Origin of the sequence: Sedimenticola thiotaurini (assembly GCF_001007875.1) — a bacterium.
GTDB lineage: Bacteria > Pseudomonadota > Gammaproteobacteria > Chromatiales > Chromatiaceae > Sedimenticola > Sedimenticola thiotaurini.
This window is the reverse complement of sequence record NZ_CP011412.1, coordinates 3,582,614-3,597,679: the sequence shown is the minus strand read 5'-3', so window position 1 is coordinate 3,597,679 and position 15,066 is coordinate 3,582,614. Positions and strand designations below refer to the sequence as shown.

The window sequence follows — 15,066 nt, the reverse complement described above, 5'->3', positions numbered from 1 at the left end:
GGAGTGCTGATGAGGAGGCGGCCGTCCCGGAAGTTGCCGCGGCTAAACTACTGTTTCAGACGATATCCGGTTTTGAACATCCACCACACCACACTGGAGCAGATCCCGAGAAACAGCAGGATAAAGCCCAGGCTGATGCCGACATTGACATCCGACACGCCAAAAAAGCTCCAGCGAAACCCGCTCACCAGGTAGAGCACCGGGTTTAACAAAGTGATGGTCTGCCACAGGGGTGGCAACATGCTGACCGAGTAGAAGGTACCGCCAAGAAACACCAGCGGCGTAATGATCAGGAGGGGCACCACCTGCAGCTTCTCGAAGTTGTTGGCCCAGAGACCGATAATAAAACCCAGCAGACTGAACGAGATACAGGTCAGGACCAGGAACAGGGCCATCCAGACCGGGTGATCGACACGCAGTTCCACGAAGAAGCTGGCGGTAATCAGAATTATGCTGCCGATGATCAGGGACTTGGTGGCGGCCGCTCCCACATAGCCGAGCAGGATCTCAAAAAACGAGATCGGGGCCGACATCACTTCATAGACCGTGCCACTGAATTTGGGGAAGAAGATACCGAAGGATGCATTGGAAACACTCTGGGTGAGAACCGATAACATCACCAGGCCCGGCACAATAAACAAACCGTAGGAGACTCCATCAACCGACTGAATACGGGAACCGATGGCAGAACCGAATACGATAAAATAGAGCGCCGTGGATATGACCGGCGATGCGATACTCTGGAACAAAGTATGCCAGGTGCGCAGCATCTCGTATTTGTAGATCACTTTTACAGCTTGCAAATTCATTCGACGGCCTGCACCAGGTTGACAAAAATATCCTGCAATGAGCTTTGCGTGGTGTTGAGATCTTTCATGGACAACCCGGCCGCATGCATGGCCTGCAGCAGCGCCGTGATACCGGTACTGTTGGCTTGGGTATCGTAAGTGTAGATCAGTTGCCGGCCATCCTCAGAAAGCTCCAGGGCATAACCGCTCATCGATTCGGGGATCCTGTTGATCGGTTCTTTCAGATCGATGATCAACTGTTTCCGACCCAGCTCCCGCATCAGGTTCACCTTGTCGTCCACCAGTAACAGTTCACCGTGATTGATCACACCAACCCGGTCGGCGATCTGCTCCGCCTCTTCGATGTAGTGGGTGGTGAGGATGATGGTGACACCGGAGTCCCGCAGCTTGTTGACGATCTGCCACATATCCTTGCGCAGTTCCACATCCACCCCGGCAGTCGGTTCATCCAGGAACAGGATCTGCGGCTGGTGGGAGAGCGCTTTGGCAATCAGCACCCGTCGCTTCATACCCCCGGAGAGAGCACGCAGTTCGCTGTTCCGCTTGTCCCATAAGGAGAGATCCTTCAGCAGCTGTTCCAGATAGGCGTCATCCGGTTTTTTTCCGAACAGGCCACGACTGAAACAGAGGGTATCCCATACCCGGTCAAAGGCCGCCAGGGTAAGCTCCTGCGGTACCAGGCCGATCTGACTGCGGGTCTGCCGATAGTTCTCCACGATATCGAAGCCGCCCACGGAGACCGAACCGGAGCTGGGCGACACCAGCCCGCATATCACCGAGATCAGTGTGGTTTTTCCGGCGCCATTGGGACCCAGCAGGGCGAGAATCTCGCCCTGCTCGATATCCAGATTGACCTGTTTGAGAGCCTCATGGCCACTCTCGTAGGTTTTGCAAAGATTGGAAATGGAAATGATGGTGGACATGGCTGGATGATACGGCAAAGTGACCGGTAAGGGGAAATAGGCGACAAGCTAATGAGCGGATAACCCGGACGTTTGTGCGGCTTAATCAACAGGATTCAAAACCGCCTCCCCGCACCTGTCCCATAACAGGTAAAACGGCAGCACCATCAACCGCTATACTCTCCCCTCTCCAACACCCATGGGAAAATGCCATGCCTGCCATTGATGATTTAAGCGAGTCCGCAAAAACAGCCCACCGCGCCTTTCTCGACATGGGTCAGAGCAAGACGGCTCACTTTGACTTCCTGGTCGCCCTTGAAACCAAGTACAAACTGGGCGGCGCGCCCGGTGTCGATGAAAACCGGGAGCTGGCGCGCCTGCTGTCGGTTCACGATAAAAATGTGCAGGCATTCAAAGCAGCCCTGGCCGTCGTCACGGACAGCGAAGAAAAACGGCTTCTGTTGCAACTCTTTTCCTAACCGGCACGAAACCGGAAACCATCCCTGCCGGTTACAGAACGAACCATTGGCCCGGCTTCTGTAGTTCCGCAACCGGTATGTCTATACTGAATCGGCAGCATAAAAAAACACCACCACTTCAGAGGCCCCTGTGATGGAAATTACCGCCATATTCTGTACTCTCACCGTGCTTTTGCTGGTTCTGCAAACCGCCCAGGCGGGTTCAGTCAATATGGGGACACCGGAGTCGGGTGTGGAATTGGGCCTGGGGTGGGATTCACAACGCGCCGAGATCATCCCCAACCGCTGCATCCGGTTTGCACCGGTCAAAGAAGAGGGGCAGACCATTCGCATGCAGCTGAAAGCCGTGTCCGACTCCTCGGAACTGATGGAACAGCTCGGCGTCTCCGCAGGCATGTCGATCAAGTCCGCAGTGGGATCAGCCAGTGCGCAGGGAAAGTTCGCCGCAAAAACCCGGGTCACCAGCTCCTCCAATTCGTTGCTGATTCGCGCAACCGTGGACAATGGTGTGCTGTTTGTCGGGCCTTCCCGACCACTGAACCCGGTTCGCTCCGCCTACCCCCTGAAAGAGAACAGCAGTTCCCGCCCTCCCTGGTGGGTCAATGAAGCCCGTGTTTCATCCATGCTGAGACTCACCGACGAGGCGCGGGATATCCTGGGGGACGGCGGCGCGGAGAATCTGCGGGAGTTTGAACGCCTCTGTGGCGACTCGTTTGTCTCGGCCATCTACAGCGGTGCGGAACTGATCGCCGTGATGTCGGTAAGCAGCAAAAGCCGCACCCAGGCCAAAACGGCGCAGAAATGCGTACAGGCCAAGTTATCAGCCTGGGGCGCCAAAGGCGAAGCGAACGCCTGCACTGACTCGGCCAACCACCAGCGGGACGGTTCCACCGAGGTGACCGTGGACTTCACCCAAATCGGTGGCGCCGGCGGCAAGATACCGATGAACCAGGAGGGGTTTCTCGCCAAGCTGAACGATCTCCCTTCGGAGGCCCAGGCTGGCCCCCAGTTCCATAGCATGGACCTGACAGCCTACAGCGACCTGCCCAACTGGCCCCACGCCATGGCCATGGATACTGCCGATGACCCGGAAGACGCCCTGCTGGTCAATTTCTACTACACCCTCACCTCCGTGCAGTACACACTGCAGGATGCGCTGGATAACAAGGACGAGTACGTGGGAGAGAAGATCGAGCAGTTAAAATCATTCCAGGATGAGGTGATCGAGTACCGCCGCTCGATTCTCCATACCCTGCAGGAGATTCACCGCCTGGCGGGTATCCCGACCGAGGTGCCCGTTTTCTTTGGCCTGTTCACCCGCACCGATACGGAAGCAGTGCATCAAAAGGAGCAACTGGAGGCCCAGGTAGCGGCGCAAAAGGCGCGCCTGGTCAAGTTCAACGGCGGCAGCGAAAACCCTAACCTGATCAAGCTGAAACTGCCGCTGCCCTGCGGGGCGGTGGACACCTGCACCCAGCCCCCCTGCGAGATATCCGGCCAGGAGATCGTTACCTACTACGTGGGCCGCCAATCGCGGCGTATCTGCCAGAACGACCCGGCGTCACCGGAGTGTCTGGACAATCGGCAACTCAACACCCTGGCGGAGAGCGTGGATGCCCTATTCTCCACCCAGGATGATTGCAAGAGCGAGACCTGAGCTATTGTTGAACAGCGCTTCGCCCCGTGGCGGGAGCTGTGCGATGCTAGATCTGTCGCACCTTGATATTCAGGGTCTGGATGCGATAGCCGATCTGGCGGGGCGTCATACCGAGGATACGAGCCGCCTTGGCCTGAACCCAACCCGCCTGCTCCAACGCGGCGATGACCCGTTCCCGCTCATCCAGTTCCGGGTCATTGATATCGACACGGGGTGTGCTGGTGCCGGATGGGACCGAAAAACTGTTCTCCAGTCCGGCCAGACTGATTATGCGATTGTCGATCCAGCCCTCGTCACTCATCACGGCGGCACGCTCCAGGCAGTTCTCCAACTCCCGCACGTTACCGGGCCAGTCATGGCGCATCAGCGGTCCCAGGGCGCTCTCGTCCAGGGTCAGCTCGCGCCCCTGGCTTTTGCCGATCTTGGCTAACAGGAAATGCACCAGGTCCGGAATATCCTCAACCCGCTCCCGCAGCGGCGGGGTGTTGATCGGCATCACGTTGAGGCGGTAGTAGAGGTCTTCGCGAAAGTTTCCCGCCTGCACTTCCGACTCCAGGTTTTTATTGGTGGCGGCCACCACCCGCACATCCACCACGTTGGTGCGGGTACCCCCTACCCGTTCAAACTCACCCTCCTGCAAAACCCGTAGCAGCTTGGTCTGGAAGGCGGGACTGATCTCGCCGATCTCGTCCAGAAAGATGGTACCGCCGTGAGCCTGTTCGAAGCGCCCCTTGCGCTGACTGACCGCCCCGGTGAAAGCACCTTTTTCGTGACCGAACAGCTCCGACTCCAGCAGGGTATCGGGCAGGGCCGCGCAGTTGAGCTTGATAAAGGGCCCGTTGGCCCGGGGTGAGTTGTAGTGGATGGCGTTAGCGATCAACTCCTTGCCGGTCCCCGACTCCCCCCGCACCAGAACAGTGGTATTCCATTTCGCCACCTGGCGGATCTGGTCAAACACCAGGCGCATGGCACGGGTATGCCCCACCATGTTGGAGAAACCGTGTTCACCGCGCACCTTGCGGCGCAATGAATCCCGCTCACTCTTCAGCGCCAACTGCTCATCTTCAACCGTTTTCGCCAGCCGGACACTCTGGCCGATCAGGTTGGCCACCATCTCCAGGAACTGCTGCTGCCGGTCCAGCGAACTGAACCCGCTCTGGGGCTGGGCCGTCAGTACCCCGGCGGTCTGATCACCGATGGGGATGGGCACGCCGATAAAGGGCAGGCCCAGGTCGTAGACACCCAGGCGATCAAGAAATCGGCACTCATCCGAAAGCCGTTCCACCACAATCGGCTCACCCCGTTCCATGATGGCGCCCACCACTCCCTCGCCCGGTTTGTAATGAATCTCGTTAACCGGCTCCGGGTTCTCGTGCAGGGCGGTCACCAGCAGATTGCCGCTGGCATCATCCAGCAGCGCGATCATGCCGTGGCGCAAGCCGTTGCTATCTTTCAGGGTGCGCAGCACCTCATGCAGGGTCTGGCGGAAATCCAGTGATCGACTGAGCACCTGGCTGACCAGGTAGAGACTCTCCAGCGTGGTTTCCAGAATCCTGCTGTCCGCTCCCTGGTTTGTCGCTCCGTCCGATTCATTGGCTACGTGCATCTTATCGTTCCTCCGCGACTTTGACGGGCAGTCTCACCAGCACCCGGCAACCGCCACGAAAACCGGCATCGATCTCCATATTTCCGCCGTGTCCCACGATCACTTCCTGGGCCATGGTCAATCCCATGCCGGCATGCTCGTCGGCCCGGGCCCAGCCACAGAAAAAAGGTTCAAACACCTTCAGCCGTTTGGCATCCGGGATGCCCGGTCCGTTGTCGGTCACCTCAACCACCAGCTCCTGTTCATCCTGCCAGCTCTTGAGGCGGATCTCCCGGTAGTCCTGCCCCGATTCATTGACCGCCTGAATGGCGTTGTCGATGAGATACTTGAACAGGCCGCGCAACGCGTTGGGTCGGCCGGTCACCCGGGACAATACGGCGGCGGGCCGCCAGTCCACCACCACCCCCGAGGCGAGCAGGCGGTCGGTTGAAAGCCGCATCACCTCATGCAGAATCTCGTTGATGTTGACCGTGGAGGTCTGCTCCCGGGCGCGATTGGGCAGGGCCGCCTGGAGGCTCTCCATCGCCTCGTCACCACTCTCCAGGGCCTGGTTCAGCACCTGGCAGACGTTACAACGATCCGAGCCGTTGCCGGGCATGGCCAGGGCCGCCCGGATAATATTGAACGGCACCTGCATCTTGAACATGGCCCCCGATATCGCCTCCCGCATGGTCTCCACCATCTGCTGTTCCGCCATGCTGGCGCGAATCATGTTGAGGCGTACCTCGTTGATGCGCTTGCGACTGGCGGTCACCTCGTTGGCGATCAGCAGCAGGCAGTAGCGGGTCTGCTGCTGCTCACGGAAGTAGTTCTGTGCCGCTTCATCCAGTTCATCGACCCGGACTGCGGAACAGGCAAACCAGCGCGGCGTGGCGCGACCCGCCAGATCGAGACGTACCTCCACATTGGTAAACCCCTTGCCGGTGCGACAGGCGTCCGCCAGATCGAACCCGATCTGCTGCTCCAGGGCAGCCAGAAACAGCTCGACCGGCTCCACTCCCCGACAGTCCCCCAGCAGCGCCTTGTAAGCGTGGTTGTCCATCAGTACCTTGCGGTCGGCGGTGATCATCGCCATCACCATGGGCGCCGCATCCAGGGCCGCTTCGGTCAGGCTGGTCTGGAATTTCAATTGCTGTCCAAGTTGGTGCACGGCGGTAATATCCCGGTGCATACCAAGGTAATAACCAATCTCTCCCTTGGCGGTCAGCACCGGTGAAATCACCAGTTCCGCCAGGTACTCCTCCTTGTTTTTCTTATGATTGACCAGGGTGCCCTGCCACACCTGCCGGGCCTGGATAGTCTCCCACAGCTCCTGGTAGATTCTGATCGGCGTGGAGCGGCTCGACAGCATCGATTCGTTATGCCCGATCACCTCATCCCGGTGATAGCCGGTCAGGGATTCAAAAGCCTGATTAACATAGAGTATTCTGGCCGCCGGGTCGGTGATGGAGATGGCCACCGGGGCCTGTTCGACGGTCTCAAGAAACAGCTTCGGGGGCAGAAACTGGCCCCGACCAAAGCTGTCGAACGCCTCGATAACCTCCGCCGGCGTACCCTCCGGCGGGGCAGCCAGAAACCGGCTGATGGCGTCGATCACATCGCCATTGGCGGCGCTGAACTTTTGCTGGATCATGGCTGAACTTCCCATTACCGTGAATCAAATACCTATAGGCATCGCAAAAAACGTACCAGCGATCCATGGGCGTTCCCGGGCGGTTCCGCGGGTTCCATTGTCAGCAATCCCACAAACGCCAATGGCCGGCCTGTAACAAACCCGACAACCCAACCGTCTGCCGGTCGGTGCGCCGGCGTCCAACCATACCGCCCAATCCGCCGATTTACTCCGTCAAATCAGTACCGTACCTGCACCCGGCCGCCACCATCCTCTGGTGGTCAGCGGGCGCTTTTTCGGCTGGCATGCTCTTTGCGATGGCTACTGTGTCTTATTCACGAGTTGCACAGCCGATGGAATATTTTCTGATCATCCTCTCCAGCGCCCTGGTCAATAACGTGGTTCTGGTTAAATTTCTCGGTCTCTGTCCGCTGATGGGGGTCTCGAATAAACTCGACTCCGCCCTGGGCATGGGCCTGGCCACCACCTTTGTGCTGACCCTGGCCGCCTTTGCCGGGTGGCTGCTGGAGCACTTCGTCCTCACCCCGCTGGATATCGGTTTCCTGCGCATTCTTACCTTTATCCTGGTCATCGCCGTGGTGGTGCAGTTCACCGAACTGGCGATCCGCAAGACCTCGCCGGCGCTCTACCAGGTATTGGGGATCTTCCTGCCCCTGATCACCACCAACTGCGCCGTGCTTGGCGTGGCCCTGCTCAACTCCCAGCAGGAGAACAGCCTGCTGGAGAGCCTGCTGTTCGGCTTCGGCTCCGCGCTCGGTTTCACCCTGGTGCTGTTGATGTTCACCGGACTGCGGGAGCGGCTGGCCCTTGCCAGCGTACCGGCCGCCTACAGCGGCGCGCCGATCGCCTACGTCACCGCCGGACTGCTGTCGCTCGCGTTCATGGGTTTTGCCGGACTGACCTCGGCCTAGGAGGGATACGCAATGCTGACAGCAATCTTCATCATTACAGTCATGGGCCTGGCCATGGGGGCGATACTGGGCGTTGCCGCCACCTACCTGGCGGTGGAGGGGAATCCGCTGCAAGCGGAGATCGAAGGCCTGTTGCCCGGCTCCCAGTGCGGCCAGTGCGGCTACCCCGGCTGCTCACCGGCGGCGGCCGCCATCGCCGCCGGTGAAGCGTCCGCGACCATCTGCCCGCCGGGCGGTCGCGCCCTGGCCGAACAGCTGGCGGAGAAACTGGGGATCAGTATTGACCTCTCCGACATGGAGGAGCAGGAGCCCCGGGTCGCCTTTGTACATGAGAACCTCTGTATCGGTTGCACCAAGTGCTTCAAGCGCTGCCCCACCGACGCCATTCTGGGTGGCCCCAAACAGATCCATGCAGTGTTCATGGACGCCTGCACCGGCTGTGAGAAGTGCTTCGACGTCTGCCCCACCGAGTGCATCGAGATGCGCCCGATCGAGGCCACCCTGCAGACCTGGTACTGGCCCGACCCGGCCAAGGCGGCCTGATCGTTATGGCTGCCGCAGATAGATTCAAACTGTTCCGCATCCGGGGTGGTGTACATCCCCAGGACCGGAAGCAGCTCAGCGCCGAACAGGCGATCGAACCGCTGCCCCTGCCACCGCTGCTGCATATTCCGTTGCAGCAACATATCGGCGCACCGGCGGAGCCGCTGGTCCGGCGAGGCGACCTGGTGAAAAAGGGCGCCCTGCTGGCCGCCAGCCAGGGGGCCATCTCCGCGCCGGTGCATGCACCCACTTCGGGTCGCATCATGGGTGTGGGCGGCTACCCGGCCCACCACGCTTCCGGGCTGTCGGTGCGCACCATCACCCTGAAACCGGACGGCCAGGATGAGTGGATCGACACCCTGGACCCCGTTGTGGAGCCGTTCAACCTGCCCCCGGATGAGATCGCCCGACGGGTGGCCGAGGCCGGTATTGTCGGCATGGGTGGCGCTACCTTCCCCTCCGCGGTCAAGCTCAACCTGCGCAACCGCTACCGCCTGCACACCCTGGTGATCAACGGCGCCGAGTGTGAACCCTACCTCACCTGCGATGACCGGTTGATGCGTGAACAGCCGGAACAGGTGTTGGACGGCGTACTGCTGATGGCGCGCGCTCTGGGGGTGGAGCGGATCCTGCTGGCGATTGAGAACAACAAACCGGCGGCCCAGGCGGCAATGGGCGAGGCCGCCCAGGCCCATGCCTGGGTCACCGTGGTCGGACTGCCAACCCGCTATCCCATGGGTTCCGAAAAACACCTGGTACAGACCCTGACCGGCCAGGAGACACCGGCCCGGGGCCTCACTGCCGACATCGGCGTGGTGGTGCACAACGTGGCCACGGCCCTGGCGGTCCATGAGGCGTTGCGCCATGGCCGGCCGCTGATCTCCCGGGTGATGACCGTCTCCGGCGGGGCGATCCGCACCCCGCGCAACCTGCGGGTACCCCTGGGCACCCCGTTGTCCTACCTGGTCGATTACTGCGGCGGCTTCGTCCGGGAACCCAGTCGCCTGGTGAGCGGCGGCCCGATGATGGGCCAACCGCTGCCCAGCACCCGGGTACCGGCAGTTAAGGGCAGCAACGGTCTGCTGGCCCTGACCGATGAAGAGGTCCGGGCCGACCGGGAGATGCCCTGCATCCGTTGCGCCAGCTGTGTACAGGCCTGTCCCTGTGGGCTGGTACCGCTGGAGATGGCGGCCCATATCCGTGCCGGCAGCCTGGACGGCTCGGTGAAACTGGGACTGCTGGACTGTATCGGCTGCGGCTCCTGCGCCTATGTCTGTCCATCCCATATACCCCTGTCCCACTATTTCAATTATGCCAAGGGTGAACTGGCGGCGCGCCAGCGGGCGCAGCACAAGCAGAACGAAACCAAGCGGCTGGCCGAAGCCCGCAGCCTGCGTCTGGAGGCTGCCAAGAAGGCCAAGCGGGCGGCCATGCTGAAACGCAAACAAGAGCAGCAGGCCAAGCAGGCGAAGTCAGCCGAAGCGGCCCTGAGTGAGACCAGCCAATGACGATCAAGCCCCCCCTCTCGGCCCCCTACACCCATGCCGGCACCAGCATCAGCCGCACCATGGGACTGGTGATGTTGGCACTGCTGCCCGCCACCCTGTTCGGTTTTTACCTGTTCGGCTGGCCGGCCATCTTCCTGTTCGCCAGCACTTTGCTGGCCGCGGTACTCACCGAGGCCCTCGCCCTGCGCCTGGCTGGCAAGCCGGTGCGCCCGTTCCTGCTGGATGGTTCTGCCCTGCTCACCGGCTGGCTGCTGGCCCTGACCCTGCCGCCCTGGGCACCCTGGTGGATCGGGGTGGTCGGCTCCATACTGGCAATTGCGGTCGGCAAGCAGATGTTCGGCGGCATCGGGCAGAACCTGTTCAATCCCGCCATGGTGGCCCGGGTGGCACTGTTGATCTCGTTCCCCCTGGAGATGACCCTGTTCACCACCCCGGCACCGCTGTTCTCCGACCAGGCACCCGATTTATTACAGAGCCTGGCGATCACTTTCGGTAACCCGGCCCCGTACGATGCGGTCAGCAGCGCCACCGTTCTGGGCCATCTCAAAACCGAGCTGGGTCGCGGCGTGAACCTGGAGCAGGCCGCCGCCGGCAGCGCCAGCCTGTGGCAGCTCACCTGGGGCCAGGCGGCCGGCAGTCTGGGCGAGACATCCGCCCTGCTGATCCTGCTTGGCGGCCTGTTCCTGCTCTACAAACGGGTCATCAGCTGGCACATCCCGCTGGCCATGCTGGGCACCCTGGCCGCCCTGTCGGGCCTGTTCCACCTGCTGAATCCGGATCACTACGCCGGTCCCCTGACCCACCTGCTCTCCGGGGCCGCCATTCTGGGGGCGTTTTTCATTGCCACCGACCTGGTGACGTCCCCCTCCACACGACGGGGACAGCTGCTGTTTGGTGCCGGTTGCGGCCTGCTGGTCTATATCATCCGCACCTGGGCCGGTTACCCGGAGGGGGTCGCCTTTGCGGTGATGCTGATGAACGGCTGTACCCCCCTGATCGACCACTTCCTGAAACCGCGCATCTACGGCCGCGACCGTCGGGGTGAGCCGCTCAACTATGCGGACAACGGGGGAAATAACTGATGGCGGGCAAACCTATCCTCCTGCCGGCCATCCTGCTGGGCAGTTTCTCCACCCTCGCCACGGTACTGCTGGTGGCGGGCAACCTGGTCACCCGGGAGGCGATCGAGCAGCGCCATCGGGAGGATCTGTTGAGCTCTCTGCACCAGGTGCTGCCCACCAGTTACTACAGCAACGATCTGCTGGCCGAACCCCTGCAACTGCCGGGACCGGACGGCAACCCGGTGACCATCTATCGCGGCATCCGGGATCACGCGGTGAGCGCCCTCGCCTACCAGGTGAGCGAGCCGGGCTACTCCGGTGAGATTCGCCTGATCCTGGGGTTGGATGCAGCGGGCAAGATACTCGGCGTACGGGTGCTCTCCCATACCGAGACCCCCGGCCTGGGTGACAACATCGAGGTGGAGAAGAGCGACTGGATACTGGATTTCAACGGTCTGTCACTGGGCAATCCACCGGCGGAGCAGTGGCGGGTCAAGAAGGACGGCGGCCGGTTTGACGCCTTCAGTGGCGCCACCATCACCCCGCGGGCGGTGGTGAAGGCGATCGAGAACGGACTGGTTTTCTTTCAACAGCACCAGGCCCGGCTGCTGGCACCCCCGGCAGCGACCGGCGGAACCACGGCCCGCTTCGGAGTAAAGGCCCATGAGTAACGACTATCGACGCATCATCAAGGACGGCATCTGGGACAACAATATCGTGTTCGCCCAGTCCCTGGCGCTCTGCCCCCTGCTGGCGGTCACCGGCACCGCCAGTAACGGGCTGGGTATGGGACTCGCCTCCACCGGGGTGATGGTCGCCTCCGGTCTGCTGATCTCCCTGTTGCGCCGGGTCATCAGTCCCCAGGTGCGTATCCCGGTGTTCGTGCTGATCATCGCCGTACTGGTCACCCTGACCGATATGTTCCTGAATGCCTGGCTGCACGACCTGCACCGGGTACTGGGGCTGTTCATTCCCCTGATCGTGACCAACTGCGCCATCCTCGGCCGGGCCGAATCCTTCGCCTCGCGCAACCCGGTACTGCCAGCCCTGCTGGACGGTCTGATGATGGGGCTCGGCTTCACCCTGGCGCTGGTTATTCTGGGTGCCACCCGGGAAATTCTGGGCAGCGGCACCCTGTTTACCAATGCGGCCCTGCTGCTCGGCTCCTGGGCCAAGTTCCTGGAGCTGGTACTGATCCCCGACTACAAGGGTTTTCTACTGATTATCCTGCCGCCGGGTGGTTTTATCGTGCTGGGCTGCCTGTTGGCCGGTAAGCGGCTGCTGGACCGGGCCATGGCGAGCCGGCGTCAATCCGTCGCTACCACGGAGACCCCGGTTAGTGAAGCCGCCGGTTGAGCCGAACAGGCCGGCACAGCGCACAATTTCAGTCAGATAAGGAGGTAACCAGGTATGAACGTAGGTGTCGCCTATGCAGACAAGTTCAAACAGGTCTGGCTCAAGCTGGAGGTGCCGAACGGCAGCACCGTGCGCCAGGCCATTGAGCACTCCGGTATGTTACGGCAGTTTCCCGAGATCGACCTGGAGAAGCAGAAGGTGGGCGTGTTCGGCAAGGTAACCAAACTGGACAGCCCGGTCGAGGAGGGTGTGCGCATCGAGATCTACCGGCCTATCACCGCCGACCCGGAACTGGTGGAGCGGCGCGACACCTGAACCCTATCTGTTGAACCATCACAGGGGTATCCCATGAGTGTCGACTGGTTGACCATCTGGCTCACCATCAAACTGGCCACCATCACCACCCTGGTGCTGTTGCTGCTGGGCACGCCGCTGGCCTGGTGGCTGGCGGTTTCCCGGGCTCGCTGGCGGGAGCTGATCGGCACCCTGGTGGCCCTGCCCCTGGTACTGCCACCCAGTGTACTGGGCTTCTACCTGCTGCTGATGCTGGGACCGCAAGGCCCGGTGGGCCAGTTCACCCAGGCGCTGGGCCTGGGCACTCTGCCGTTCACTTTCCCCGGCCTGGTGGTGGGCTCGGTGATCTACTCCCTGCCCTTCGTGGTGCAGCCTATCCGCAACGCCTTCGAGGCGATGGGGGAACGTCCCATCGAGGTCGCCGCCACTCTGCGTGCCTCACCATTACGGCGCTTCTTCACGGTCGCCATTCCCCTGGCGCGTCCCGGCTTTCTCACCGGTGCGGTGCTCGGCTTCGCCCACACCGTGGGCGAGTTCGGCGTCATTCTGATGATCGGCGGCAACATCCCCGGCCAGACCCGGATGATCTCAGTGGCCATCTACGATCACGTGGAGTCCCTGGAGTGGACCCAGGCGCACTGGCTCTCCGGCGGTATGCTGCTGTTCTCCTTCCTGGTGGTCTACACCATGTACCGTATCGAGCGGCGCCTGGGCGGAGAGCGGGCATGAGTGATATTGAGGTCTCCATAGCCCATCGACAGGGCGATTTCCGGCTAGAAGTGGTTTTCAACACGCCGGCCAGTGGCGTCACCGCCCTGTTCGGTCACTCGGGTTCGGGCAAGACCAGCGTGTTGCGCGCCATTGCCGGCCTGATCCGGGCCGATCACGGCCACATCCGGGTGAATGGTGAGCTGTGGCAGGATCAGGACTACTTTCTGCCCACCCACCGGCGGCCACTGGGTTACGTGTTCCAGGAGGCGAGTCTGTTCCCCCACCTTTCAGTGCGGCAGAACCTGGAGTACGGCTGGCGCCAGATTCCAGCCGCCGAGCGTAAGATCCCCTTCGACAGCGCCGTGGAGCTGCTGGGGGTCGGACCGCTGCTGAAGCGGGCCACCCGCCGGCTCTCGGGGGGGGAACGGCAGCGGGTGGCCATCGCCCGGGCCCTGCTCACCTCGCCCCGCCTGCTGCTGATGGACGAACCACTGTCGGCCCTGGACCACGCCGCCAAACAGGCGATCCTGCCCTATCTGGAGAGTCTGCATAACGAGTTCGGCATCCCTTCCCTGTACGTCTCCCACGATCCCCGGGAGGTTGCCCGGCTGGCCAACCAGGTGGTGATACTGGACCAGGGCAAGGTGGTGGCCTACGGTGACGCGGCAAACATAATGACCCGCCTGGACCTGGCCCCGGCACGCTTCACGGATGCCACCTCGATCCTGGAGGGGAGCATAGCGTCCCACGATGCCACCTATCACCTCACCTGGATCAGCATGTTGGGGGGACGGGTCGCGGTGCCCCGGGAGGAGCTGCCGGTGGGCAAGCGGGCCCGGGTGGAGATCCAGGCCCGGGATGTGAGCCTGTCACTGAAGGCCCACTCCGACACCAGTATCATCAACATACTGCCGTGCCGGGTCACGGATACCCGGGAGATCAGCACCAGCCAGCTGATGGTGAGACTGGAACTGGAGGATGGCCAGACGCTGCTGTCCCGCATCACCCGGCATTCGGCCATGGCTCTTGGGCTGATCGAGGGGTGCCGGCTCTATGCCCAGGTAAAGAGCGTCGCCCTGATCGACTAGCTAGCGGCGTTCGGATCGGCGTAACCGGGGGTGCCTTCGAGACGCTGACCACTCTTGGCAAAGATACCACTGCCCCGGGCCAGTTCCCGATCCCGCCCATCATAGACCACCGATTCCGCGATGATCTGGCTGCGGGTACGGCTGACCACCCGGCCCGTGGCGCGCATCACGCCGCTGGCGACCGGCCGAATCAGGTAGGTGGTGAAGGAGGCGGTGAGGAGGAAAAACTCTCGCTCCAGGGAGCTGGCGGCAAAATAGGCGGCGTCATCCAGCATCTTGAAATAGACCGAGCCATGCACTGCACCAGCGGCGTGGTGGTAGCTCTCCCGCAGTTCGATACTGATCCGGGCCTCCCCCTTGTCGATGCTGATCTCCGGCAGATAGAGCTGGTTGATCGGCGCCGCCAGGTACATACGCCGCAGGGATTGGTAGTGCTGTGTCATGGTGTTGGACATCTCCAGGCTTCGGCCACAGGGAGTCGTTTCGCGCTGGAGCAGATTCTACCAGA

General features: G+C 61.7%; 16 protein-coding genes. 11 read left to right on the top strand and 5 right to left on the bottom strand.

Features of this window, described 5'->3' with window-relative positions; genetic code table 11:
• Positions 1–47: 47 nt before the first annotated feature.
• Together AAY24_RS16555 and AAY24_RS16550 are read right to left on the bottom strand one after the other, a co-directional pair.
• Complete coding sequence (locus AAY24_RS16555; protein WP_046860611.1) at positions 48–809, bottom strand: ABC transporter permease; 762 nt, start codon at positions 807–809, stop codon at positions 48–50.
• Positions 806–1,732 (bottom strand): ABC transporter ATP-binding protein, encoded by a 927-nt coding sequence (locus AAY24_RS16550; protein ID WP_046860610.1) that lies wholly within the window; start codon positions 1,730–1,732, stop codon positions 806–808. Before AAY24_RS16550 ends, AAY24_RS16555 begins: the two co-directional genes overlap by 4 nt.
• 191 nt (positions 1,733–1,923) lie before the next feature.
• On the opposite strand from AAY24_RS16550, the gene AAY24_RS16545 reads away from it, so the two are divergent.
• Positions 1,924–2,190, top strand: a complete 267-nt coding sequence (locus AAY24_RS16545) for a hypothetical protein (protein ID WP_046860609.1) — start codon at positions 1,924–1,926, stop codon at positions 2,188–2,190.
• Between the two features lie 130 nt (positions 2,191–2,320).
• On the top strand, positions 2,321–3,847 hold the full coding sequence (locus tag AAY24_RS16540) for a hypothetical protein (RefSeq protein WP_199930417.1): 1,527 nt from the start codon (positions 2,321–2,323) through the stop codon (positions 3,845–3,847).
• Between the two features lie 46 nt (positions 3,848–3,893).
• On the opposite strand, the gene nifA is transcribed toward AAY24_RS16540, so the two are convergent.
• Complete coding sequence (gene nifA / locus AAY24_RS16535; RefSeq protein WP_046860607.1) at positions 3,894–5,453, bottom strand: nif-specific transcriptional activator NifA; 1,560 nt, start codon at positions 5,451–5,453, stop codon at positions 3,894–3,896.
• Between the two features lies 1 nt (position 5,454).
• Positions 5,455–7,086: a nitrogen fixation negative regulator NifL gene (gene nifL, locus AAY24_RS16530; RefSeq protein WP_046860606.1), complete on the bottom strand. Its 1,632-nt coding sequence runs from the start codon at positions 7,084–7,086 to the stop codon at positions 5,455–5,457.
• A gap of 332 nt (positions 7,087–7,418) precedes the next feature.
• Between nifL and rsxA the strand changes: the two genes are divergently transcribed.
• The 9 genes from rsxA to modC are packed head-to-tail and all read left to right on the top strand — an operon-like array spanning position 7,419 to position 14,558.
• Positions 7,419–7,997, top strand: coding sequence for an electron transport complex subunit RsxA (gene rsxA / locus AAY24_RS16525; RefSeq protein WP_046860605.1), 579 nt, complete (start codon positions 7,419–7,421; stop codon positions 7,995–7,997).
• A gap of 12 nt (positions 7,998–8,009) precedes the next feature.
• Positions 8,010–8,540 carry an electron transport complex subunit RsxB gene (gene rsxB, locus AAY24_RS16520; protein WP_046860604.1) on the top strand — a complete coding sequence of 177 codons (531 nt, stop codon included), beginning with the start codon at positions 8,010–8,012 and terminating at the stop codon, positions 8,538–8,540.
• 5 nt (positions 8,541–8,545) lie between these two features.
• On the top strand, positions 8,546–10,048 hold the full coding sequence (gene rsxC, locus AAY24_RS16515; RefSeq protein WP_046860603.1) for an electron transport complex subunit RsxC: 1,503 nt from the start codon (positions 8,546–8,548) through the stop codon (positions 10,046–10,048).
• Positions 10,045–11,130, top strand: coding sequence for an RnfABCDGE type electron transport complex subunit D (locus AAY24_RS16510; protein WP_046860602.1), 1,086 nt, complete (start codon positions 10,045–10,047; stop codon positions 11,128–11,130). The genes rsxC and AAY24_RS16510 overlap by 4 nt, the downstream gene beginning before the upstream one ends.
• Positions 11,130–11,780: an electron transport complex subunit RsxG gene (rsxG, locus tag AAY24_RS16505; protein ID WP_046860601.1), complete on the top strand. Its 651-nt coding sequence runs from the start codon at positions 11,130–11,132 to the stop codon at positions 11,778–11,780. Before AAY24_RS16510 ends, rsxG begins: the two co-directional genes overlap by 1 nt.
• On the top strand, positions 11,773–12,465 hold the full coding sequence (locus AAY24_RS16500) for an electron transport complex subunit E (RefSeq protein WP_046860600.1): 693 nt from the start codon (positions 11,773–11,775) through the stop codon (positions 12,463–12,465). Before rsxG ends, AAY24_RS16500 begins: the two co-directional genes overlap by 8 nt.
• 54 nt (positions 12,466–12,519) lie before the next feature.
• Entirely contained in the window at positions 12,520–12,780 is a 261-nt protein-coding gene (locus AAY24_RS16495; protein WP_046860599.1) for an RnfH family protein, read from the top strand.
• Positions 12,781–12,813: 33 nt separating this feature from the next.
• A complete protein-coding gene (modB, locus tag AAY24_RS16490) occupies positions 12,814–13,488 on the top strand; it encodes a molybdate ABC transporter permease subunit (RefSeq protein WP_046860598.1) in 675 nt (224 codons plus the stop codon).
• Positions 13,485–14,558 carry a molybdenum ABC transporter ATP-binding protein gene (modC, locus tag AAY24_RS16485; RefSeq protein ID WP_046860597.1) on the top strand — a complete coding sequence of 358 codons (1,074 nt, stop codon included), beginning with the start codon at positions 13,485–13,487 and terminating at the stop codon, positions 14,556–14,558. The genes modB and modC overlap by 4 nt, the downstream gene beginning before the upstream one ends.
• On the opposite strand, the gene AAY24_RS16480 is transcribed toward modC, so the two are convergent.
• Entirely contained in the window at positions 14,555–15,001 is a 447-nt protein-coding gene (locus tag AAY24_RS16480; protein ID WP_046861408.1) for a PaaI family thioesterase, read from the bottom strand. The two genes, modC and AAY24_RS16480, sit on opposite strands and share 4 nt — an antisense overlap.
• Positions 15,002–15,066: the final 65 nt, after the last annotated feature.